General features: G+C 71.3%; 19 protein-coding genes and 1 pseudogene. 10 read left to right on the plus strand and 10 right to left on the minus strand.

What is annotated here, in order from left to right; translation table 11 throughout:
• Window positions 1-19 precede the first annotated feature (19 nt).
• Window positions 20-865 carry a polyamine aminopropyltransferase gene (gene speE, locus FQY83_RS04825; RefSeq protein WP_146385625.1) on the minus strand — a complete coding sequence of 282 codons (846 nt, stop codon included), beginning with the start codon at window positions 863-865 and terminating at the stop codon, window positions 20-22.
• A 257-nt stretch (window positions 866-1,122) separates the two neighbouring features.
• Between speE and FQY83_RS04830 the strand changes: the two genes are divergently transcribed.
• Together FQY83_RS04830 and speA are read left to right on the plus strand one after the other, a co-directional pair.
• Window positions 1,123-2,955, plus strand: coding sequence for a M48 family metallopeptidase (locus tag FQY83_RS04830; protein ID WP_146385627.1), 1,833 nt, complete (start codon window positions 1,123-1,125; stop codon window positions 2,953-2,955).
• 50 nt (window positions 2,956-3,005) lie between these two features.
• The gene (speA, locus tag FQY83_RS04835) at window positions 3,006-4,895 is read left to right on the plus strand and encodes an arginine decarboxylase (protein ID WP_146385629.1); all 1,890 of its coding nucleotides are present in this window, start codon (window positions 3,006-3,008) and stop codon (window positions 4,893-4,895) included.
• A 51-nt stretch (window positions 4,896-4,946) separates the two neighbouring features.
• Here speA and FQY83_RS04840 read toward each other — a convergent pair whose 3' ends face one another.
• From FQY83_RS04840 to radC, 5 genes are all read right to left on the minus strand, one after another.
• Window positions 4,947-5,699, minus strand: a complete 753-nt coding sequence (locus FQY83_RS04840; protein ID WP_146385631.1) for an SDR family NAD(P)-dependent oxidoreductase — start codon at window positions 5,697-5,699, stop codon at window positions 4,947-4,949.
• A gap of 336 nt (window positions 5,700-6,035) precedes the next feature.
• Window positions 6,036-6,422: a hypothetical protein gene (locus FQY83_RS04845; RefSeq protein ID WP_146385633.1), complete on the minus strand. Its 387-nt coding sequence runs from the start codon at window positions 6,420-6,422 to the stop codon at window positions 6,036-6,038.
• A 76-nt stretch (window positions 6,423-6,498) separates the two neighbouring features.
• Window positions 6,499-7,257, minus strand: coding sequence for an SPOR domain-containing protein (locus tag FQY83_RS04850; RefSeq protein WP_146385635.1), 759 nt, complete (start codon window positions 7,255-7,257; stop codon window positions 6,499-6,501).
• Window positions 7,258-7,270: 13 nt separating this feature from the next.
• Window positions 7,271-8,983, minus strand: a complete 1,713-nt coding sequence (argS, locus tag FQY83_RS04855) for an arginine--tRNA ligase (protein WP_146385637.1) — start codon at window positions 8,981-8,983, stop codon at window positions 7,271-7,273.
• 61 nt (window positions 8,984-9,044) lie between these two features.
• Window positions 9,045-9,719 carry a RadC family protein gene (gene radC / locus FQY83_RS04860; protein ID WP_146385639.1) on the minus strand — a complete coding sequence of 225 codons (675 nt, stop codon included), beginning with the start codon at window positions 9,717-9,719 and terminating at the stop codon, window positions 9,045-9,047.
• Window positions 9,720-9,916: 197 nt separating this feature from the next.
• On the opposite strand from radC, the pseudogene coaBC reads away from it, so the two are divergent.
• From coaBC to FQY83_RS04875, 3 genes and pseudogenes are all read left to right on the plus strand, one after another.
• Window positions 9,917-11,154: pseudogene (coaBC, locus tag FQY83_RS04865) on the plus strand (bifunctional phosphopantothenoylcysteine decarboxylase/phosphopantothenate--cysteine ligase CoaBC).
• Window positions 11,151-11,624, plus strand: a complete 474-nt coding sequence (gene dut, locus FQY83_RS04870; RefSeq protein WP_146385641.1) for a dUTP diphosphatase — start codon at window positions 11,151-11,153, stop codon at window positions 11,622-11,624. The pseudogene coaBC and the gene dut overlap by 4 nt, the downstream one beginning before the upstream one ends.
• 21 nt (window positions 11,625-11,645) lie before the next feature.
• Window positions 11,646-13,988, plus strand: a complete 2,343-nt coding sequence (locus FQY83_RS04875) for a phosphomannomutase/phosphoglucomutase (protein WP_146385643.1) — start codon at window positions 11,646-11,648, stop codon at window positions 13,986-13,988.
• 211 nt (window positions 13,989-14,199) lie between these two features.
• Here the strand turns inward: FQY83_RS04875 and FQY83_RS04880 are convergent, their stop codons facing one another.
• The gene (locus FQY83_RS04880; protein WP_146385645.1) at window positions 14,200-15,327 is read right to left on the minus strand and encodes a Gfo/Idh/MocA family protein; all 1,128 of its coding nucleotides are present in this window, start codon (window positions 15,325-15,327) and stop codon (window positions 14,200-14,202) included.
• Window positions 15,328-15,486: 159 nt separating this feature from the next.
• Between FQY83_RS04880 and FQY83_RS04885 the strand changes: the two genes are divergently transcribed.
• Complete coding sequence (locus tag FQY83_RS04885) at window positions 15,487-16,743, plus strand: TIGR03862 family flavoprotein (RefSeq protein WP_146385647.1); 1,257 nt, start codon at window positions 15,487-15,489, stop codon at window positions 16,741-16,743.
• Between the two features lie 156 nt (window positions 16,744-16,899).
• Here FQY83_RS04885 and FQY83_RS04890 read toward each other — a convergent pair whose 3' ends face one another.
• Both FQY83_RS04890 and pyrE read right to left on the minus strand, forming a co-directional pair.
• Window positions 16,900-17,535, minus strand: coding sequence for a hypothetical protein (locus FQY83_RS04890; RefSeq protein ID WP_146385649.1), 636 nt, complete (start codon window positions 17,533-17,535; stop codon window positions 16,900-16,902).
• A gap of 28 nt (window positions 17,536-17,563) precedes the next feature.
• A complete protein-coding gene (gene pyrE / locus FQY83_RS04895) occupies window positions 17,564-18,226 on the minus strand; it encodes an orotate phosphoribosyltransferase (RefSeq protein WP_146385651.1) in 663 nt (220 codons plus the stop codon).
• A gap of 186 nt (window positions 18,227-18,412) precedes the next feature.
• On the opposite strand from pyrE, the gene FQY83_RS04900 reads away from it, so the two are divergent.
• The 4 genes from FQY83_RS04900 to FQY83_RS04915 all read left to right on the plus strand — a co-directional run bounded on the left by FQY83_RS04900 (window position 18,413) and on the right by FQY83_RS04915 (window position 21,431).
• Complete coding sequence (locus tag FQY83_RS04900) at window positions 18,413-18,763, plus strand: zinc ribbon domain-containing protein YjdM (protein WP_146385653.1); 351 nt, start codon at window positions 18,413-18,415, stop codon at window positions 18,761-18,763.
• A 288-nt stretch (window positions 18,764-19,051) separates the two neighbouring features.
• Window positions 19,052-19,852 (plus strand): exodeoxyribonuclease III, encoded by an 801-nt coding sequence (locus FQY83_RS04905; protein ID WP_146385655.1) that lies wholly within the window; start codon window positions 19,052-19,054, stop codon window positions 19,850-19,852.
• Window positions 19,849-21,171: an AmpG family muropeptide MFS transporter gene (locus FQY83_RS04910; RefSeq protein WP_146385657.1), complete on the plus strand. Its 1,323-nt coding sequence runs from the start codon at window positions 19,849-19,851 to the stop codon at window positions 21,169-21,171. Before FQY83_RS04905 ends, FQY83_RS04910 begins: the two co-directional genes overlap by 4 nt.
• Window positions 21,168-21,431: a hypothetical protein gene (locus tag FQY83_RS04915; RefSeq protein WP_146385659.1), complete on the plus strand. Its 264-nt coding sequence runs from the start codon at window positions 21,168-21,170 to the stop codon at window positions 21,429-21,431. The genes FQY83_RS04910 and FQY83_RS04915 overlap by 4 nt, the downstream gene beginning before the upstream one ends.
• A gap of 429 nt (window positions 21,432-21,860) precedes the next feature.
• Here FQY83_RS04915 and FQY83_RS04920 read toward each other — a convergent pair whose 3' ends face one another.
• The gene (locus FQY83_RS04920) at window positions 21,861-22,964 is read right to left on the minus strand and encodes an anhydro-N-acetylmuramic acid kinase (protein ID WP_146385661.1); all 1,104 of its coding nucleotides are present in this window, start codon (window positions 22,962-22,964) and stop codon (window positions 21,861-21,863) included.
• Window positions 22,965-23,045 lie beyond the last annotated feature (81 nt).

The raw sequence follows: 23,045 nt of genomic DNA on the forward strand, positions 1-23,045 counted from the left end.
CGGCGGGCCGAGGCCCGCCCTATGCGAGGGCTTCGGAGACGAAGGGGGGGAGGGATTGCGCGCCCTTGTGGATGTCGGCGCTGTAGTACTTCGTGGCGAAGTCCTTGGCGCGCGCATCGGCTTCGCGGAAATCGAAGCCCTGGCCCTTGCGCGCCAGGGTGCAGCTCCACCAGCCGGTCGGGTAGCAGGGCTGCGGGAACGGCAGGGTCTGGAAGGTGGTGAAGCCGGCCTTGCCCATCTCCGCGCGCATTTCCTTGATGAGGTCGAGCAGCACCAGCGGCGATTCCGACTGCTGCACCAGGATGCCGTCGTCCTTGAGCGCGCGGAAGCAGCTTTCGAAGAAGGCCTTGTTGAACAGGCCCTCGGCCGGACCGACCGGGTCGGTCGAGTCCACGATCACCACGTCGAGGCTGCCGGGCGCGGCGTTCTTCATCCAGGCGATGCCGTCGTCGAACAGCACTTCGGCGCGCGGGTCGCCGTTGGACTCGCACAGTTCGGGGAAATACTTCTCCGCCATGCGCGTGACCTGCTCGTCGATGTCGCACTGCACGGCCTTCGCCACGCCCGGATGGCGCAGCACCTCGCGCAGCGTGCCGCAGTCGCCGCCGCCGATGATGACCACGTTCTTCGGGTCCGGGTGCGTGAACAGCGCCGGGTGCGACATCATCTCGTGGTAGAGGAAGTTGTCGCGCGTGGTGACCATCATCGCGCCGTCGATCAGCATGACGTTGCCCCAGTCGGTCGACGCGTAGATCTCGATCTTCTGGAACGGCGACTGCACTTCGTCGAGCTTGCGCTTGATGCGGAAGCCGATCGACGAGCCGGCGGGGTCGAAGTTCTCGTGCAGCCAGTCGCTGGCGGTCATGGCAGGGCGGTCCTGTGGGTCGGGGAAGGGTATCGCGACGCGGCGCGCATTGTAGCGAAGCGCGATGACGGTTCTGTCGCTTCCGGCAGGCGTGTCGTAGACGTCATCCCGGCGAAAGCCGGGATCCATTTGCGTCGTGGCTTCGTTCCTCCATTGCAAAACGAGGATCAAGATCAAGATGGATCCCGGCTTTCGCCGGGATGACGTTCAATCCGGAGACGGTGGGCTAGGATGGCCGCGGACACGCGGGGACGGGCATGACGGCGCAGGAGACCGACCGGGAGCGGGTGCGGCGGCTGGAAGCGGAGGCGCGCGACGCGCCGGGCCGCTACCGGCTGCGGCTGGTGGCGATGGCGCTGCTGGGCTACGGCGTGGTGCTTGGCCTGCTGCTGCTGGCGCTGGCGCCGTTCGCGCTGGTGGGCGTGCACCTGTTCGTCAACGGCGCCTCGCTCGCGCCGCAGCACGTGCTCGTGCTGGTGCTGCCGGCCGCGGTCGCGGCGGTGGTGCTGCGCACGCTGTGGGTGCGCTTCGATCCGCCCGCCGGCCACGCACTGGCGCCGGACGAGGCGCCGCAGCTGCAGGCCGAGGTCGAGCGGTTGCGGCGCGAGACCGGCGCGCCGCCGCTCGACGGCATCCTCGTCGACGAGGACTTCAACGCCAAGGCCGCCAGCGTGCCGCGCGCGCTCGGCCTGCTCGGGCACCGGCACTACCTCGTGCTCGGGCTGCCGCTGATGCGGGTGCTCGACCGCGACGAGCTGGCGTCGGTGATCGCGCACGAGTTCGGCCACTTCGGCGCGCACGACGGCCGCTTCGCCGCCTGGGTGTACCTCTCGCGCGGCACCTGGTACCGCCTGCGCGACGGCATGGCCCACCACGATTTCTCGTTCGCGTGGCTGCTGGCGAGGTTCTACGCCTGGTTCGCGCCGCGCTTCGACGTCTGCAGCCGCGCGCTCACGCGCCGCCATGAGTATGCGGCCGATGCCGTCGCCGCGCGCGCCGCGGGCCGGGTGGCGACCGCGGATGCGCTGGTCCGCGTCGAGGTCGCGGCGCGGCGCCTGCACGCCCGCCATTGGCCCGGCGTCTGGGCGCGCGCGCGGACGCAGCGGCATCCGCCGGCGCAGGGGCTGGCGCGGCTGGCGCAGGCCACGCAGGGCAACGACGTCGATCTCGACCGCCTGCTCAGGCTTGCCGCGCGCGAGCACGATCCGCTCGACACCCACCCCTCGCTGCCGCAGCGGCTGGAGGCACTGCAGGCGACCGCGCGGCTGCGGCCCGCCGGCGAATCCTCGGCGGCGCTGCTCGGCCCGCTGCAGGACACGCTGGAACGCCGCCTCGACGAGGCCTGGCGCGAGGCGATCCGCGGCCACTGGGAGGCGCTGCACGAGGCCGCGGCGAACGATCGCGCACGGCTGGCGGAACTCGACGCGCTGGGCGCGCCGACGCCGGAACAGCTGGCCGAACACGCACTGCTGGTGGAGCAGGTGCGCATCGACTTCGACCCGCTGCCGCTGTACGAGCGCGCGCTGGCCGCGGACCCCGATCGCGTGCTGGCGCTGTTCCGCGCCGGCCTGCTGCAGCTGCGCCGTGGCGACGCGACGGCCGGCGGCGCGCGCCTGCGCCGCGCGGTGGAACTCGACCCGGGCGCCGCGCGGCCGGCGGTCGAGGAGCTGGGCGCACTCGCGACCGATCCCGATCTGGACGCCGCCACGTTCGCCGCGATCGAGCGCCTGCGCGAGGCGCTGTCGCCACAGGCCGCGTCCGACGACGCGGCGCCGGGCGAGGACGCGCTGCTGCCGCACGACCTCGACGCCGACGCGCTGCACCGACTCGTGCGCAAGCTGGCCTGCGAGGAGCGGATCGCCCGCGCGTGGATCGCCCGCAGGCGCACGGCCCTGCGCGAAGCGCCGGCGCACTACCTGGTCCTGCTCGACTGGCGCGGCTCGGTGGCCAGCGAGGCCCCGGGCCTGAAGCCGCTGGCCGAGACCCTCGGCGGCGGCCACACCCTGTTCACCGCCAGCCACCAGCGCAGGCTCGCGCAGCAGGTGCGCGCGGTCTGCGGCGAACCGGTCTACCGCAAGCGCGGGCGCTGACCGGCAGGCCCTAGAATGTGCAGCACGCCCCCGCCCCCGGACGCCCGCCGATGACTGCCTGGTCGACCGACCACGCCCGCAAGACCTATTCGATCCCGCACTGGTCGGAGGGCTACTACGACGTCGACGACGCCGGCCGCGTCCTCGTGCGCCCGCTGGGCGCCGACGGCATCGCGATCGCGCTGCCGGAGATCGTCGACAAGGCGATGGAGCGCGGCGCCAACCTGCCGCTGCTGGTGCGCTTCCCCGACATCCTCGGCGACCGCCTGCGCCGGCTGCAGGCCGCCTTCGCGCAGGCGCAGGCCGACTGGGACTACAGGGGCGGCTACACCGCGGTCTATCCGATCAAGGTCAACCAGCACGCCGGCGTGGCCGGCACGCTGGCCTCGCACCACGGCGAGGGCTTCGGGCTGGAGGCCGGCAGCAAGCCCGAGCTGATGGCGGTGCTGGCGCTGTCGCGCCCGGGCGGGCTGATCGTCTGCAACGGCTACAAGGACCGCGAGTACATCCGCCTCGCGCTGATCGGGCGCAAGCTCGGCCTCGACACCTTCATCGTGGTGGAGAAACCGTCCGAGCTGCCGCTGATCCTCGAAGAAGCGCAGGCGCTGGGCGTCACACCGGGCATCGGCGTGCGCATGCGCCTGGCCTCGCTCGGCGCCGGCAAGTGGCAGAACAGCGGCGGCGACAAGGCCAAGTTCGGCCTCTCGCCGCGCCAGGTGCTGGACCTGTGGAAGACGCTGCGCGACGCCGGCATGGGCGACACGCTCGGCCTGCTGCACTTCCACATGGGCTCGCAGATCTCCAACGTGCGCGACATCGCCAACGGCATGCGCGAGGCCACGCGCTACTTCGTCGAGCTGTCGAAGCTGGGCGCGAAGGTGACCCACGTCGACGTCGGCGGCGGCCTCGGCATCGACTACGAGGGCACGCGCTCGCGCAGCTTCTGCTCGATCAACTACGGCGTGCACCAGTACGCCTCGACCATTGTCCAGCCGCTGGCCGACGCCTGCGTCGAACACGATCTGCCGCCGCCGCGCATCGTCACCGAGTGCGGGCGCGCGATGACCGCGCACCACGCGCTGCTGGTCGCCAACGTGGTCGAGGTCGAGCAGGCGCCGGAGGGCCGCGTGCCCGACGCGCACGCCGACGAGCCGCACGCGATCGCCTACCTGCGCGAGATCCACGGTGAGCTCGACAGGCGCCCGCCGGTCGAACTGTTCCAGGAAGCGCAGCACTTCCACGCCGAAGGACTGGCCGCGTACGCGCTCGGCCAGATCGACCTGGTCGCCCGCGCCCGCATCGACGACCTGTTCTACGCCATCGCCCACGGCGTGCGCGCGCGCCTGAGCTACGACGAGAAGAGCCACCGCCCGCTGCTCGACGAACTGGCCGAGCGCCTGGTCGACAAGTACTTCGTCAACTTCAGCGTGTTCGAGTCGATGCCCGACGTCTGGGCGATCGACCAGGTGTTTCCGATCGTGCCGATCGAGCGGTTGAACGAAATCCCCGAGCGCCGCGGCGTGATCGCCGACATGACCTGCGACTCCGACGGCAAGATCGACAGCTACGTCGAGAACGAGGGCCTGGACACCTCGCTGCCGCTGCATCCGCTGAAGAAGGGCGAGCGCTATCGCCTGGGCTTCTTCCTGGTCGGCGCCTACCAGGAGATCCTCGGCGACATCCACAACCTGTTCGGCGACACCGACGCGGTCGAGGTGCGGGTGAACGGCGACGGCTATGCCATCAGCCAGCAGCGCAAGGGCGACACCACCGATGTGATGCTCGATTACGTCGGCTACCGGCTCGACGACCTGCGCCGCATCTACAAGGCGCGCGTGGGCGCGGTCGACCTGAGCAGGGGCGAGGCCGCACGGCTCAACGAGGCGCTGGAGGCGGGATTGACCGGCTACACCTACCTCGACGACGCGCCGCTGGACTGAGCGGCTGGCCGGGCTCCTGCAACATCCCGGTTTCCTGACGGTGAGCTGGCGTCAGGGGTCCCGATGCACCTGGAATCCCGCGAACGACTGACTGACGGGCATGATCTCGAGCCGGTTGATGTTGAGGTGCGGCGGCAGGGTGGCGACGTAGAAGATCACGTCGGCGATGTCGGCGGCGGTCATCGGGGTCGCGCCGCCGTAGAGGCGGTCGGAGGCGGCCTGGTCGCCTCCGGTGCGCACGAGGGTGAACTCGGTTTCGGCCATGCCCGGCTCGATGCTGGTCACGCGTACGCCGGTGCCGTGCAGGTCGCTGCGCAGTCCGAGCGAGAACTGGGTGACGAAGGCCTTGGTGCCGCCGTAGACGTTGCCGCCGGGATAGGGATAGCTGCCGGCGATCGAGCTGATGTTGATGATTGCGCCGCGGCGCTCGATCAGCGCCGGCAGCAGCGCGTGCGTCAGCGTCGCCAGCGCGGTGACGTTGGTGTCGATCATCTGCCGCCACTGTTCGAGGCTGGCCTGCTGCGCGGGCGCGGTGCCGAGGGCGAGGCCGGCGTTGTTGACCAGCACGTCGATGCCGCGGAAGTCGTCGGGCAGGGCGTCGAGCGCGGCGCGCATCGCGTCGGCGTCGCGGATGTCGAAGGCCAGGGGATGCAGGCGCCCGCTGCCATGTGCGTCGACGAGCTGCTGCAGGCGTTCGGCGCGGCGTCCGGTGGCGATCACGCGCCAGCCGTCGGCGAGGAAGCGCCGCACCGCGGCGGCGCCGAAGCCGGACGTGGCGCCGGTGATGAGGATGGTCCTGGTCATGCGTCGATTCTATTCCCACTCCGGGTGCATGAAGATCCGTTTGCCATGCCGATGGCATCGGTTGATCCAGGCTTCGCCGGCGCACCACGGTGCGCACAGGGCGAGGAAGCGCGTGTTGGCCGGCATCGGCCTCGCGTGGAAAGCCGGCCGGCCGGAGCGACCTTGACTCCACCAGCAACGATCCCGTCATCCCCGCGAAGGCGGGGACCCAGTGTCTTTGATTGCGGCGTGACAAGCTTGAAGTTGCTGGATCCCCGCCTTCGCGGGGATGACGGGGATGCAGGTTCCCGACATGAACGTGCTCCGGCAAGCCGGGTGTGCGCGGCGCTGCGGCGATCAGGATTTCGAGGATTTTCCGGTCGATTTCGCGGCCGCTTTCCTCGCCGGCTTCGGTGTGTCCGCCCGGTCGGGTTTCGCGGCTTCGCCGGGCGCCTTGCGCTTGCGCCCGGTGGACGACTTGCCGCGCGTCCTGGCCCTGGTCGCGCGGTGCTTCTCCAGCATGTCCTCGGCCAGCACCACGTCCTCGGACAGGATGCCGGCGGCCTTGGCGATGGCGATCCGCGCCTGCGCCTTGTTCTCGTCCGGGTTGGCCTGCAGCAGTTCGCGGATCGCCTCGCGCAGCGCCTTCTCGGCGCTGCGCTTGAGCTTGAGGTCGCTGCTCTCGCGGAACAGCGCCATCAGCGCATCGACGACGGGCTTGATCAGGGCGGCTTCGATGGCCATGGCGGTGCCTCCGTTCAGGCCTGACAGTGTGCCGTGGCGGGATCGCGCGGGTTGCGACCGGCCTGCGACCGGGCGCTCAGTTCGCCTTGATCGCCAGCGCCGGCAGGCCGCCGTTGCCGAGCTTCTGCTTGGCTTCGGCCAGTTCGGTGGCGGTGCCGTAGGGGCCCATGCGCACGCGGTAGACGGTCTTGCCGTTGGCGTCGCCCGATTCCACCCGCGCCGACAGGCCGAGCAGGGCGATCCGCGCCTTGAGCGCCTCGGCGTCGCCGGAGGTGCTGAAGGAGCCGGCCTGGAGGAGGTAGCGGGCGCCGTCGGCGGCGGCCGTGGCGGGGCGGGTGGCCGGCGACGCGGCCGCGGCAGGGGTCGATACAGCGGCGGCCGGCGCGGTCGGGGCCGGTGTCGCCAGGTCGGCGGCGTCCTGCTCGCGCTGGCGCTGCGCGGCCAGGGTGCGGCGCTGGCGTTCGGCCTCCTCGCGCGCGCTGGCGGCGAGTTCGGCGTCGGTCATCGCCACTTCCTGCTCGGGCAGGACGGTGTAGAAGTCGTAGTCCGGTGTGTCGGTTGCGGGCGCGGCGGCCGCGGCCGCGGCCGGGCGCCGTGCGGGCGGCGGCGCATCGTCCGGCGGTGCGTCGCCTTCGTCGATCGCGCTGACCGCCGGCTGCGCGGCCGCATTGGGCTGCGGGCGGAAGAAGCCGTCCCGGCCCTCGGACTTGAGGTACTTCGGCAGCACCATCACCGCGACCAGCGCGATCACGATGCCGAGGATCATCCACGCCCAGCCGGGCAGGCCGCTGCCGCCGTTGCGCCTTGCCTGGGATTTGCCGCGTCTTGCCGCCATCTTGCTGCTGCCCCTACATCCGTTCGGGCGCGTTGACGCCCAGCAATTGCAGTCCGTTCGCCAGCACCTGCCGCACCGCCAGCGCCAGCGCCAGTCGGGCGTCGCGCGCGTCGGCGTCGTCGACCAGGAACTGGTGGTCGTTGTAATACGTCTGGAAGCCCTGCGCCAGTTCGAGCAGGTAGGCCGCGATCAGGTGCGGTTCAAGCTGCCCGCCCGCGGCGGCGACGATCTCCGGCCAGCGCGAGAGGTCGATCAGCAGGTCGCGCAGCGAGGCGTCGTCGAGATCCAGCGGCTGCGCCAGGCCGTTGTCGAGGCTGAACGCGAGGCCGCGCTCCTCGAGCTGGCGCAGCAGGCCGCAGATGCGCGCGTGCGAGAGCTGCACGTAATACACCGGGTTGTCGAGCGACTGGCTGCGCGCCAGGTCGATGTCGAAGGTGAGCTGCGAATCGGGCCGGCGCGCGACCAGGAACCAGCGCACGGCATCGCTGCCGGCCTCGTCGATCAGGTCGCGCAGGGTCAGGTAGCTGCCGGCGCGCTTGGACAGCTTCACTTCCTCGCCGCCGCGCATCACCGTGACCATCTGGTGCAGCACGTACTCGGGATAGTCCTTCGGGATGCCCTTGTCGAGCGCCTGCAGGCCGGCCTTCACCCGCGCCAGCGAGCCGTGGTGGTCGGCGCCGAGCTCGGTGATCGCGCGCTCGTAGCCGCGCTGCCACTTGCTCAGGTGGTAGGCGACGTCCGGCACGAAATAGGTGTAGGTGCCGTCGGACTTGCGCATCACGCGGTCCTTGTCGTCGCCGAAATCCGTGGTCTTGAGCCACAGCGCGCCGCCGTCCTCGTAGGTGTGGCCGTGGGCGACGAGCTCGCGCACGGTCTCGTCCACCTTGCCGTCGCCGTAGAGCGAGGATTCGAGGAAGTACACGTCGAACGCCACGCCGAAGGCTTCGAGGTCGGCGTTCTGCTCGCGGCGCAGCCAGGCGACGGCGAACTGTCGGATGGCGTCGAGGTCGTCGGCATCGCGCCTGCCGGTGACGACGTGGCCCTCGACCTCGACGCTGTCGCCGCGCAGGTAGGCCTGCGCGACATCGGCGATGTAGTCGCCGTTGTAGGCGTCCGCCGGCCAGGCGTCGTCGCCGGGCTTGAGCCCTTTGGCGCGCGCCTGCGTGGAGATGGCGAGGTTGTTGATCTGCACGCCGGCGTCGTTGTAGTAGAACTCGCGCTTGACGTTCCAGCCGTTGGCTTCGAGCACGCGCGCGATGCAGTCGCCGATCACCCCGGCGCGGCCGTGGCCGACGTGCAGCGGGCCGGTCGGGTTGGCCGAAACGTACTCGACGCCGGCGGTGCGGCCGGCGCCACTGTCGTTGCGGCCGTAGCGTTCGCCTTCCGCGTGCACCGCGCGCAGCTGGCGCTGCCAGGCGGCCGGCGTGAGCCGGAAGTTGAGGAAGCCCGGTCCGGCGATCTCGACCGCGGCAACGTCGTCGTTCACCGGCAGCGCGTCGACCAGCGCCTGCGCCAGCGCGCGCGGGTTGGGCTTCGCGGGCCCTTCGGCCTTGCTCAGGGCATGCTTGGCCAGCAGCATCGCCGCATTGGTCGAGAAATCGCCGTGCGCGCGATCCTTCGGCCGCTCGATCACGAAGTCGGGCGTCGCGGCATCGGCGGGCAGGGTGCCTGCGTCACGCAGGGCGGCGATGGCCTGTTCGATCAGGCCGCGGAGCTGGGATTTCACGGGAGGCGTATCGGATTCTGCAGCCGGACATTGTACGCGAGCGGCCCCGCGTGTCCGGCCTTCACACCCAGCCGCGCGCCGCCAGCGACACCGGCGCGCCGTCGCCGATGACGAAGTGGTCGAGCAGGCGCACGTCGACCAGCGACAGCGACTGCTTGAGCTGCGCGGTGACCGCGCGGTCGGCGGCGCTGGGCTCGGGATTGCCGCTGGGGTGGTTGTGGCCGACGATCACCGCCGCGGCGTTGTGCGCCAGCGCCCGGCGCACCACTTCGCGCGGGTGCACCTCGGCGCCGTCGATGGTGCCGCGGAACAGCTCCTCGAACGCCAGCGCGCGGTGGCGGGTGTCGAGGAACAGCACGGCGAAGACCTCGATCGCCTGCGCGCGCAGGCGCTGGGCGAAGTAGCGGCCGGCCGAGGCGGGATCGGTCAGGGCTTCGCCGCGCTCGAGGCCGGCGGCCAGCCAGCGGTTGCACAACTCCAGCGCGGCCGAGAGCTGGCTGGCGCGCGCCGGGCCGAGTCCCCGCAGTTTCGCCAGTTCGCCCGTCGGCAGCTCCAGCAGCCGGCGCAGCGGGCCATGGGCGTTCAGCAACTGGCGGGCGGTGGCGACCGCGTCCTGTCCGCGCAGGCCCGAGCCGAGGAAGATCGCCAGCAGCTCGGCGTCCGACAGCGCGGCCGCGCCTCGGGCGAGCAGCTTTTCGCGGGGGCGTTCGTGGCTGGGCCAGTCGCGGATGTGCATGGCGATGCGTTCGTGGAAGGAGGCGCTGGCGACCGGCGGGGCGGCCCGGCGGAACAGGGGAAATTCGCGTCGGGACGCGCTCGGCCCGGCCGCCAGCGTTGACGCCATTGCAGCGCCGGCAGCGGCGCCGCGCCGCCGGGCGACCACCCGCCATCGGGTAAGCTGTGGCCCGGATCCGGCGTAGGAATTCCCCGACGATGGCAGCCGCGCAAGGCCTGCGAGGACAACGCCTGCTGCTGTGCGTGTGCGGCGGCATCGCCGCGTACAAGGCGGCCGAGCTCGTGCGCCGGCTGCGCGACGCGGGGGCCGAGGTCCAGGTGGCGATGACCGACAGCGCGCAGCGCTTCGTCGGCGCGCAGACCTTCCAGGCGCTGTCGGGGCGGCCGGTGCGCAGCTCGCTGTGGGACGCGGCCGCGGAAGCGGCGATGGGCCACCTCGAACTCGCGCGCTGGGCCGACCGCGTGGTGGTCGCGCCGGCGACCGCCAACACCATCGCGAAGCTGGCGCAGGGCTTCGCCGACGACCTGGTCAGCACCCTGTGCCTGGCCACCACCGCGCCGATCACCCTGTGCCCGGCGATGAACCACCGCATGTGGCTGCACCCGGCGACCCAGGCGAACGTGGCGCTGCTGCGCGAGCGCGGCGCGCACGTCGTCGGCCCCGAGGACGGCCCGCTGGCCGAGGGCGAGTCCGGCCCCGGGCGCCTGAGCGAGCCGGCCGCGATCGTGGCCGCGCTGGAGGCCGCGTGAGCGACGCGTCCGCGGGCAAGGCGCTGGCCGCAAGCACGCTTGCCGGCAAACGGGTGCTGGTCAGCGCCGGCCCGACCTTCGAGGACATCGACCCGGTGCGCTTCGTCGGCAACCGCAGCAGCGGCAAGATGGGCTTCGCGGTGGCCGCCGCGGCGCGCGCGCTCGGCGCCGAGGTGGTGCTGGTCGCCGGTCCCGTGCACCTCGACACGCCCGACGGCGTCACCCGCATCGACGTGCGCTCGGCCGCGCAGATGCACACCGCGGTCCTGGGCGCGCTGCCGGCCGACGCCTACGTCGCCGCCGCCGCGGTCGCCGACTTCACCCCGCGCCGCGTGTCCGAACACAAGATCAAGAAGACCGCCGGCAGCGACACCCTGGTGCTGGAGCTGGTGCGCACGCCCGACATCCTCGCCGAGGTCGCGGCGCACGCGCGGCGGCCGGCGCTGGTGGTCGGCTTCGCCGCCGAGACCCACGAGGTCGAGCGCTACGCACGCGGCAAGCTTGCGAACAAGCGCCTCGACCTGATCGCGGCCAACCTCGTGGGCGGCGCGCAGGGCGGCTTCGAACGCGACGACAACGCGCTGGTGGTGTACTGGGAGGGCGGCGAACGCCAGCTTGGCCCGGCCGCCAAGACCGAGGTCGCCGCGCAACTGGTCCAGCTGATCGCGGAGCGACTCCAGGCATGACCCGCAACCCCGAGACCACCGTGCTGCAGGTGAAGCTGCTCGACCCGCGCTTCGGCGGCGAATGGGCGCTGCCGGACCACGCCACCGAGGCCAGCGCCGGGATGGACCTGCGCGCCGCGCTCGACGAGGCGCTGACCCTGGCGCCGGGCGACACCGCCCTGGTGCCCTCGGGCCTGGCGATCCACATCGGCGACCCGACCCTGTGCGCGGTGATCCTGCCGCGCTCCGGGCTGGGCCACAAACACGGCATCGTGCTCGGCAACGGCACCGGCCTGATCGACGCCGACTACCAGGGGCCGCTGCTGATCAGCGTCTGGAACCGCGGCCGCGAGGCCTTCACGATCGAACCGGGTGACCGGATTGCGCAACTGGTCATCCTTCCGGTCGTGCGCGCCAGCCTGCAAGTCGTGGATACTTTCACCGACAGCGCGCGCGGCGCGGGCGGCTTCGGCCATACCGGCGTGCGCTGACAGGGGAGCAACGGAAACACCATGACGACCAAGAGCGATCCGGCCAAGGCGCGCGTCTTCGCGCAGCTGCGTCCCTTCCTGCCCTACCTGGCGGCGGTGCTGGTGCTGCTGGCCGCATGGCTGCTCTGGAGCGGCTGGCAGCAGCTGCAGGACGGTACCCGGCGCAGCAGCACCACGCTCGCGCGCGACACCACTGCGACGATGACTGCGACGATGCTGTCGGGCGATCTGGATCGCCTGGGCGAACGCCTCGCGACCGAAGCGGTGCAGGCCGCGCTGCAGGCAGGCGACTTCGACGCCGCCGCGCAGGCGCTGGGCGCCGACTGGCCGCAGCTGGAGCAGGCGCTGGTGCGGCCGCCCGAGCTCACCGAAACCTACGCGGGCCTTCCCGATGCCGGCTTCGGACCGCTGTCGGTGATGGAGACCGCGCTGGTCGAGGACAAGCCGGTGGTGGCGGTGGTGCGCGTGGAGGGGGCGCCCCGCGTCGCGCTGGCCGCGCCTGCGCGGGTCGGCGAACAGCTGGTGGGCGTGGCCCTGGTGCAGCTGCCGCTCGCGCGCGCCACCGCCGCACTGGAAAGCGTGCCGGTCGACGCGGACACCTACGTCGCGCTGCGCCAGGGCAGCTTCACGCTGGCCGAACGTGGTGACGTCGGCCAGCAGGAAGCGGCCGAGCGCATGGCCGTGCCGGTGCGCGGCACCCAGCTGCGCGTCGCCGCCGCGGTGCCGCACGTCGGCGCGCCGCCGCTGGGCCTGGCCGGCATCCCGCTGCTGGTCGTGGCGGCCCTACTGCTGCTGCTGGCCTACCTGCTGTGGCGCGTGCCCGCACGCATCCGGCGCGCGTTCGCCGCGGAGGTGGAGGACAGCGCCGACGTGCCCGAGCGCACCTTCGTGGAAGCCCTGGCCGAACCGCAGGAAGACACCGGGCAGGCGGTGGCCGCGGCCGCGCCCGCGATCGTGGTCCGGGACGCGCCGAAGGCGATCCCGGTGGACATCGACGGCAGCATCTTCCGCGCCTACGACATCCGCGGCATCGTCGGCCAGACGCTCGACGCCGGCGTCGCCGAGCTGATCGGCCAGTCGGTCGGCTCGCTGATGCAGGAACAGGACCTGGCCGACATCGTCATCGGCCGCGACGGCCGGCTGTCGGGCCCGGACCTCGTCGCCGGGCTGGTCAAGGGCCTGCGCCGGGCCGGCCGCAACGTCATCGACATCGGCCTGGCGCCGACGCCGGTGACCTATTTCGGCGCCTACCACCTGCGCACCGGCTGCTGCATCTCGGTGACCGGCAGCCACAACCCGCCCGACTACAACGGCTTCAAGATCGTCGTCGGCGGGCAGACGCTGTCGGGCGAGGCGATCACCGACCTGTACGCGCGCATCGCCGACGGCCGCCTGCACGATGCGCCGTCGCCGGGCGACGTGGTCGAGCGCGACATCTCCGACGCCTACGTCGAGCGCATCGCCTCCGACATCCAGCTGGCGCGGCCGCTGAAGATCGTGGTCGACGCCGGCAACGGCGTCGCCGGCGAGATCGGCCCGCGCGTGCTCGAGGCCATCGGCGCCGAGGTCATTCCGTTGTTCTGCGAGATCGACGGCACCTTCCCCAACCACCACCCCGACCCGAGCGAGCCGCACAACCTCGTCGACCTGATCGGCACCGTGCAGCGCTTCGACGCCGACCTCGGTATCGCCTTCGACGGCGACGGCGACCGCCTCGGCGTGGTGACCAAGGACGGCGAGAACATCTTCCCCGATCGCCTGCTGATGCTGTTCGCGGCCGACGTGCTCGACCGCAACCCGGGCGCGGTGATCGTCTACGACGTCAAGTGCACCGGCCGCCTGCCCGGCCACATCCTGCGCCACGGCGGCAGCCCGCTGATGTGGAAGACCGGGCACTCGCTGATCAAGGCCAAGATGCGCGAGACCGAGGCCGAACTGGCCGGCGAGATGAGCGGCCACTTCTTCTTCGCCGAGCGCTGGTACGGCTTCGACGACGGCATCTATGCCGCGGCGCGGCTGCTGGAGATCCTGGCGCTGGATCCGGAAGACCCGAGCGACGCGCTCAAGGCGCTGCCGGGCGGCGTGTCTACGCCGGAGATCAAGGTCGAGGTCGCCGACGGCAACCCGCACGGCTTCGTCGCGCGCTTCCAGCAGCAGGCGAAGTTCGAGGGCGCGCGCACCTCGACCATCGACGGCCTGCGCGTGGACTGGAACGACGGCTGGGGCCTGGTGCGCGCGTCCAACACCACGCCGGTGCTGGTGCTGCGCTTCGACGCCGACAGCGAGGAATCGCTGCAGCGCATCCTCGGCGACTTCCGCGCGCAGATCGCGGCGGTCGATCCGGAGCTGAAGCTGCCGTTCTGAGGGGCACGCGGCACGGATGACTGTCCGCACGGCTTCGTGCCAGCGACAGCCCTTCGACTGTCATCCCGAACGCAGTGAGGGATCTCCCTTTCCGATTGCGGATGTGCGGGACGGCGATCCCTCACTGCGTTCGGGATGACAGGTCCGGGCGATGCCGGACGCCTGACAACCGCCCGCAGGTCGGGGCGATGCCCCCGGCGCATGGCCGGCCTCAGCCCCGCGCGATCTCCACCCGCTTGCCGTCGCCGCGCGCCGACGCGAACGCCGCGTCCAGCACGCGCAGGTCGGCCACGCCTTCCTCGCCCGGCGCGCGCGGCGCGGTGTTGCCCAGGATGGCCAGCGCGTCCTGGTCCATCTGCTCGGCCTGCATGCGCGGGCGCGGGCCCAGCTGCGGCTCGAACACGGTGCCGTCGCTGGCGCGGCCGGCGTTGCCCTCGTAGCCCTGGAACGGCGACATCGCGTACCAGCCGCGTTCGCAGTCCACCTGCAGGGTGTTGAGGTTGCGGCCGAAGCTGGTGACGCATTCGGCGACGATGTCGTCGGGGAACTCGAGCCGGAAGCGCATCGTCTCGTCGACGCCCTTGAACAGGTCGCGGCGCGCGGTCTCGTCGAAGGCGCTGACCGCCAGCGGCTCCAGCCCGGTGCAGTAGCGCGCGGCGTTCACGCAGTACACGCCCATGTCGTACATCGCGCCGCCGCCGCGCGCGGGGTCGAGCCGCCAGGCGTCGTCTGCGCCGTCGCGCCAGCCCCACCAGCCGGCGTCGGCACGCAGCTTGATGATCCTGCCGAACGGCCGCTCCTTCGCCATCGCCATGAAGCGACGCGTGTTCGGCTCGTGCTGCATGCGGTAGCCGACCGCCAGCTGCACCTTGTTGTCGCGGCAGGCCTTGACCATCGCCTCGCCCTCGGTCGCGTCCATCGCCATCGGCTTCTCGCACCAGACGTGCTTGCCGGCGTTGGCCGCGACCAGGGCCAGCGGCTTGTGCAGGTGGTTGGGGGTGGCGATGTAGACCGCGTCGATGTCGGGGTTGTCGGCGATGCGGTGGAAGTCGTCGTAGGAATAGACGTTGCGGTCGGGAACGCCGTACCTGCCCTGCCACTCGGGCAGCTTGCCGGGCGAACCGGTGACGAGGCCGGCGAGGCGGCAGTGCTTCGTCAATTGCAGCGCCGGCGCCAGCAGGTCGCGGCTGTAGTGGCCGAGGCCGACCAGGGCCACGCCGATCCTGCGCGACGGTGCCTGCGCCAGCCCGCGCGGTGCCCATGCCGCCGCCGCACCCGCCAGCGCCAGCGATTGCAGCGCCTGCCGCCGCGTCCAGCCGCTCGTCCGATCTCCGGTCATCGCTCCCTCCGCGTTCCGAATGTCCGGGGGCATGTTAGCGCTAGCACACGGGCCGTGGACCCGGTTTCAGGCGCGATCGCTTGCCGACGACCTCTCTCAGCGCCCGGTCGCGGCGGAAGCCGGGCCTGTGAAAGTGCGGGGCGGATCGATAATGCGCGGATGCACACGCCGGCCACTCCATGTCGCGTCGCGGTGATCGGCGGCGGCCCCGCCGGGCTGATCGCGGCCGAACGCCTGCGCGCCACCGGGCTGCAGGTCGACCTGTACGAGGCCAAGGGCTCGGTCGGGCGCAAGTTCCTGATCGCGGGCAAGGGCGGGCTCAACCTCACCCATTCCGAACCGCGCCCGGGCTTCGATGCGCGCTACCGCGAGCGCGCCGGCCGGGTCGGCCGCTGGCTGGACCGCTTCGACGCCGACGCCCTGCGCGACTGGGCGCGCGGGCTGGGCGCGGAGACCTATGTCGGCAGCTCCGGCCGCGTGTTCCCGCTCGACCGCAGGGCCGCGCCGCTGCTGCGCGGCTGGGTGCGGCGATTGCGCGAGCAGGGCGTCGCCTTCCACGTCCAGCATCGCTGGAGCGGCTGGACGCCCGACGGCGTCCTGCGCTTCGACACGCCGCAGGGTGAAGTGGCTGCGCCCTGCGACGCGGTGCTGCTGGCGCTCGGCGGCGGCAGCTGGCCGCAGTTGGGGAGCGATGGCGGCTGGGTGCCGGGGTTGCTCGCGCGCGGCGTCGACATCGCGCCGCTGGCGCCTGCGAACTGCGGTTTCGACATCGGCTGGTCGCCGCATTTCGCCGGACGCCATGCCGGCACGCCGCTCAAGCCGGTGGTCGTGCACTGGCGCGACGCCGGGGGCGCCGAACACGCCCTCCAGGGCGAATGCGTGGTGACCGGAACCGGGCTGGAAGGCAGCGTGATCTACGCCATTTCGGCGACGTTGCGCGAACGCATCGACCGCGACGGACATGCCGACCTCGCCCTCGACCTCGCGCCCGGCCGCGACCGCGCGGCGCTGGAGCAGGCGCTGGCGAAACCCCGCGGCGGACGCAGCCTGTCCGAGCACCTGCGGCGCGCAACGGGCCTGCACGGCGCCAAGGCGGGACTGCTGCACGAAGTGCTGCCGCGCGAGGCGATGCAGGACCCGGCGCGCCTGGCCGCGGCGATCAAGCGCCTGCCGCTGCGGCTGCGGCGGCCGCGACCGGTCGCCGAGGCGATCAGCAGCGCCGGCGGCATCCGCCTGGAGGCGCTGGACGACCGGCTGATGCTGCGCGCGCTGCCGGGCACGTTCGCCGCCGGCGAGATGCTCGACTGGGAGGCGCCGACCGGGGGCTACCTGCTGACCGCCTGCTTCGCCAGCGGGCTGGTCGCGGCCGAAGGGTTGGCCGAGTGGCTGCGCGAACCGGCCACTGCGCTGGCCTGAGAGGCGGGAAGCGTGCCCGAATGGAGACTACTCAACGACGTCATTCCCGCGAAAGCGGGAATCCAAGGACTTTGCCCTTCAGCGACTTGACGTCCATGGATTCCCGCTTTCGCGGGAATGACGATGTTTTTGGGACTCAAGCAAGCGCCATTCGCGCTAACCCTTGTTCGTCCCCTTCAGCGCGTGGTACCGCTCCACCGCATGCTCGAGCTCGGTGTCGAGCGAGGCGCGTTCCTCCAGCTGCTGGCGCATGATCGCCTGCTGGCGCAGCAGGTCGGCGTGCTGCGACCGGATGTTGTCGGCCAGCGCCTTGCGCACCGGCTGGCCCTGCAGCTCCAGGTCGTTGGCCTGCCGCAGCAGCGACACCAGGCTCTGGCGCAGGTTGGCCACGCCCATGCGCGAGGTCTTCAGGCCCTCGTCGACCAGCACGATGCGGTCGTCGAAGGCGCGCCGCAGCTCTTCCTCGGTCCCGTAGGACTCGGCCATCGCCCGCTCCCGGCGCGCGCGCGCGGCCTCGGCATTGGCGGCGATGCGGGCCTGGTGTTCGGCTTCGTCCGCGGCGGCGCGCTCCTCGGGCGTGAGCTGCTGGCCGACCTGGCCCAGCGGGCGTCCGCTCTTGACGCTCAGTTCGGTGCGCGCGGCGTCCACCGCGCTCGCCGGCAGGGCGTCGCCGCAGACCTTGCGGCCGCCCTCGTTCCAGCAGTAGAGCCTCTTTTCGGCGGTGTTCTGCGCCGAAGCGGACGCGGCCAGCGCGCACAGCGCGACCGCGGCCAGCAACACGTGGATCTTCATCGAAATCCGCCCCCTGCGGCTCGAGGAATCAGGTTGTGGTGGCACGGACGCCATATTGCGCCCGATAGGCCTGTAAACGCGAACGCTCGTCGGACAGGGACGCGCTTGCGTCGGCGAACGCCAGCAGGTCGGCCAGGGTGGCGACCGCGACCACCGGCACGCCCGCCCCGGCCGCCACCGCCTGCGCGGCCGACAGCGACTGTCCCTCGCCGGCGATCTCCTGGCGGTCGAGCGCGATCACGATCCCGGCCGGCGTGCCGCCGCCGCCCTCGATGATGGCCAGCGCCTCGCGGATCGCGGTGCCGGCGGTGATCACGTCGTCCACCACCAGCACCCGCCTGCCGGCCAGCGGCGCGCCGATCAGGCTGCCGCCCTCGCCGTGCGCCTTGGCCTCCTTGCGGTTGAACGCCAGCGGCAGGTCGCGGCCGCGGCGGGCGTACTCGCAGGCCAGCGCGGCAGCGAGCGGGATGCCCTTGTAGGCCGGGCCGAACAGCAGGTCGAAGGCGAGGCCGGCCTCGTCCAGCGCATCGGCGTAGCAGCCGGCCAGCGCGGCCAGCGACGCGCCCGAATCGAAGCGCCCGGCGTTGAAGAAGTACGGGCTCACGCGCCCGGACTTGAGCGTGAACTCGCCGAAGCGCAGCGCCTGCGCGCGCAGCGCCAGCTGCAGGAAACGGGTGCGGTGGTCGGCCATGGCGGCATTCTCCCATGCCTGTTGATCCGCAGGTCGGGGCTACGCCCCCGACGTGGCGGTGCATCCGTCGGAGCCTGCCCATCGTGGCGATCTCGGCGTCGGGGACGTAGCCCCGACCTGCGGGTGGAGGGGGCGGTCGGGGCACGGATGCGACAATAGGCGCTGAACTTGTGCGGAAGCCCTGACGTGTCCGGTTTGCCCGATTGTCCGCAGTGCGGATCCAGCTACACCTACGAGGACGGCGCCATGCTCGTCTGCCCCGAGTGCGCGCACGAGTGGTCGCCGGCTGAACAGGCCGCGCAGGCCGCCGCCGCCGAGGCCTCCGCGCAGGTCCGCGACGCCAACGGCACCCCGCTCGCCGACGGCGACAGCGTGGTCGTGATCAAGGACCTGAAGGTCAAGGGCTCCTCGCAGGTGGTCAAGGTGGGCACCAAGGTGCGCAACATCCGCCTGGTCGACGGCGACCACGACATCGACTGCAGGATCGACGGCATCGGCCAGATGGGGCTGAAGTCGGAGTTCGTGCGCAAGGCGTAGCGGCGGGTTGCCTGCCGCGGTTCGGTGCGCCGGACAGCGCTTGCCGTCATCCCGGCGAAAGCCGGGATCCATCTTGCTGTCCACCCCGTCGCGAAAAGGCAACGTCCAAATGGATCCCGGCTTTCGCCGGGATGACGATGGAGGGCCGGGATGACGATGGACGGGCGGGATGACGATGAAGGCGGCTGAACGGATATGCGCGAGGCACGGGCCCCATGCGGCCACCCGGGGCGGACACGGACGGACGCTTTCCGCTAGGCTTGCCCGACCGCCGCAAACCGCCTTCGCATGCGCATCATCAGCTTCAACGCCAACGGCATCCGCTCCGCCGCCAGCAAGGGCTTCTTCGGCTGGCTGGAAGGGCAGCAGGCCGACATCGTCTGCCTGCAGGAGACCAAGGCCCAGGAAGACCAGCTGGCCGACGCCTGCTTCCGCCCGCTTGGCCACTGCTACTACCGCGACGCGATCACCAAGAAGGGCTACAGCGGCGTCGCCATCTACAGCAAGCGCGAGCCCGACGAGGTGCGCACGGCGCTGGGCTGGGCGCCGTTCGACGACGAGGGCCGCTACATCGAGGCGCGCTACGGCAAGCTCAGCGTGGTTTCGTTCTACATCCCCTCAGGCTCCTCGGGCGAGCTGCGGCAGGGCTTCAAGTTCGAGGTGATGGACTGGCTGAAGCCGATCATGGACGAATGGCTCGCCAGCGGCCGCGACTACGTGCTGTGCGGCGACTGGAACATCGTCCGCGCCCGCAGCGACATCAAGAACTGGACCAGCAACCAGAAGAACTCCGGCTGCCTGCCGCCCGAGCGCGCGTGGCTCAACGGCATGATCGCCGACGCCTGCGGCGACGGCCTGGTCGAGGCGCCGGCGCGCGGCTGGAAGGACAGCTTCCGCGTGCTCAAGCCCGAGGCCGTCGAATACACCTGGTGGAGCAACCGCGGCGCCGCGCGCGCCAACGACGTCGGCTGGCGCATCGACTACCAACTGGTGACACCGGAACTGGCGAAACGCGCGCGCGCCTGCGCGATCCACCGCGAGCCGCGCTTCTCCGATCATGCGCCCTACGTCGTGGACTACGCCGGGTGAATGCCGCGACGAACACCGCGGCCCCCGCGTCGTACAAGGGCTGGGCCGGGATCCGCCGCGCTTTCGGCACGCCGTCGGCGCTGACGATGCTGCTGCTCGGCCTCGGCTCGGGGCTGCCGTTCCTGCTGATCGCGTCGATGACGCTGTCCACGCGCCTGCGCGACGTCGGCCTCGATCTCGGCAGCATCGGCCTGATCAGCCTCGCCAGCTTCTTCTACCTGCTCAAGTTCCTGTGGGCGCCGCTGATCGACCGCTACCGCTTCCCGCTGACGGCGTTCCTCGGGCGCCGGCGCTCGTGGCTGCTGTTCTCGCAGCTGCTGGTGGCGGCCAGCCTGTTCGCGCTGGCGCTGACGCGGCCCGAGCTCGGCGTCGCCGCGCTGGTGGCCTGGGTGCTGGTCGGTTCGTTCGCCGGTGCCACGCAGGATTCGGTAGTCGACGCCTACCGCATCGAGATCGCGCCGGCCAGCGCACAGGCCGCGCTCGCCGCCACCTACACGCTCGGCTACCGCTTCGGCCTGATCCTCGGCGGCGCGGGCGCGCTGTACCTCGCGGAATTCCAGGGCTGGCGCTGGGCCTACATCGCGATGGCGGGACTGATGCTGGTGCCGATCGTGACCACGCTCGCGTGCCGCGAGCCCGATGTCCCGGAAGCGACCGTCGTGCGCCGCATCGACTTCATCGGCGCGTTCTGGCAGCCGTTTTCCAGCTTCTTCAAGAACAACGGACTGGCGCTGGGCATCGTGCTGCTGCTGTTCGTGGGCCTGTTCAAGTTCCCCGACCAGGTGATCGGGGTGATGTCCGGGCCGTTCTACCTCGATTCGGGCTACACCAAGGCCGACATCGCCACGGTGTCGAAGCTCTACGGCATCTGGACCGGCATCGCCGGCGCGTTCCTGGGCGGCGTGTCCGTGGCGGCGTTCGGCTTCCGCCGCATGCTGTTCGTGGCGACGCTGGGCGTTGCGCTGTCGAACCTCGCCTTCCTGCTGATGGCGCAGTACCCGTCGCAGATCTGGGCGTTCTACGCAGCGATCACCGCCGACAACCTGTGCCAGGGCTTCGCCGGCGTGGTGCTGATCGCGTTCATGTCCTCGCTGACCGACCGCAACTTCACCGCGACCCAGTTCGCACTGCTGGTGTCGCTGGCCAACCTGCCAGGCAAGTTCGTCGGCGGAGTGTCCGGCTACATCGTCGAGGCCAGCTCGTACAGCGCCTTCTTCGTCTTCAGCGCGCTGACCGTGGTGCCGACGCTGCTGCTGCTGGCCTGGCTGTGGCGGCGAATCCGTGAACCCGTCAAGGAATCGCCTGCGGAGGCGACATGACCGATATCGTCCTCAAGGATGCCGATCCGGTGCTGGTGGACCGGATCAAGCGGGTGGCCGACACCCGCGGCTGGACCATGCCGCGGGCGCTGCAGTACCTGCTGGAGCAGGGGCTGCACGTCTATGAAGGCGATGGCGCGGTGCGGTTCGACAACTCCGAGGCCGATGTGCTGCAGGCGGCGATCGCGGCGCTGGAGCAGGTGCCGGATGATCCCGGGTATGCGGCGATCGGGCGGGTGGCGAAGACGGACGAGTCCTGAACTGGGGCGGTTCTTGTTCCGGAGTGCGGGACCATACGCATCTGGAAGGTTGTCCGAGTCGTCATCCCGGCGAATGCCGGGATCCATTTTGCTTCTCTGCTTTTTTCATGAGAAGCAAAAGCTTCCGCCTTCGGCGGGTTCATTTCTTTTGAAAAGCGTCAAAAGAAACGAACCAAAGAAAAACGCTTTCCCGACAAAGCTAATCTGCCGCCGGGAAGTGTGACGGGATTTTTCGACACGGCATCCATGCCGTGGCGAAAAACGCCGCACATCCATGTGCGGCGCCCTCCGGGTCTCCATGCATCATGGCTGCCGAACCATTTGTCACGGTTTGTAGGAGCGCCTTCAGGCGCGACTGTTTCGGGCGTCGTGCAGCATCCGGTCGCGGCTGAAGCCGCTCCTGCAACCGGCTCCGGGCGTGGATGGGTCTCAGGCGGAATGGATCCCGCCCAGCACCCGGAACCCGTCCGCGCCGGTGACGCTCGGCACGTTCCCCGGCAGCCCGAGCAGGGTCTGCCTCGCCAGCCACGCGAAGCCCATTGCCTCGACGAAGTCAGGATCGAGGCCGTGTGCGGCGGTGGATTCGACGGTGCAGTCCGGCAGTGCGTCGGCGAGCGCCTGCATCAGCGTGGGGTTGTGCACGCCGCCGCCGCAGGCGATCAGGCGTTTCGCGTCCGGCAGCGTGGCGTGCAGGGCGTCGGCGACGGTGCGCACGGTCAGCGCGAGCAGCGTCGCCTGCACGTCGGCGGGGGATTCGCGGCCGGCGATCCGCGCTTCGACCCAGTCCAGGTGGAACCGGTCGCGGCCGGTGCTCTTGGGCGGCGGCGCGGCGAACCAGGGATCGGCGAGCAGGCGCGAGAGCAGATCATCGTCGATGCGGCCCTCGCGCGCGAAGGCGCCGCCGCGATCGAAGGCTTCGCCGCGGTGGCGCAGGCACCACGCGTCCATCAGGCCGTTGGCGGGGCCGGTGTCGAAGCCGCGCACTTCGCCGTGCGCCGGCAGCAGGGTGAGGTTGGCGATGCCGCCGAGGTTGAGTACGGCGCGATCCTCGTCACCCGAATGCAGCAACGCGGCGTGCAGGCCGGGCAGCAGCGGCGCGCCGTGGCCGCCGGCGGCGACGTCGCGGCGGCGGAAGTCGGCGACGACGCGGATGCCGGTGTGCTCGGCGATCGTGTTCGGATCGCCGAGCTGCAGGGTGAACGGATGCGGGCCGTGCGGGCGGTGGCGCAGGGTCTGGCCGTGCGAGCCGATCGCGGCGACCTCGCGCGCGTCGGTGCCGCTGTCGGCCAGCGCCTGCAGCGCGGCGTCGGCGAAGGCGCGGGCGATGCGCACGTCGAGCTCGCCGACGTCGTCGAGGGTAAGCATCGCGGCCTGCTGGCCGAGTTCGACCAGGCGCGCGCGCAGCGCGGGGTCCCAGGCGTAGGTGCGGCCGAAGGCGAGGCGGGCGTGGCCGTCGTCGTCGAAGCGCACCAGCGCGGCGTCGATGCCGTCGGCGCTGGTGCCGGAGATCAGGCCGAGGAAGAGGCTGGACATGCCCGCGATTCTACGCGGGCGGATTCAGGGCGATGCCCGGTTCCCGACCGTCATCCTCTCCGGTTGCCATCCCTCTCTCGG

This window comes from Luteimonas marina, assembly GCF_007859325.1.
Taxonomy (GTDB): Bacteria; Pseudomonadota; Gammaproteobacteria; order Xanthomonadales; family Xanthomonadaceae; genus Luteimonas; species Luteimonas marina.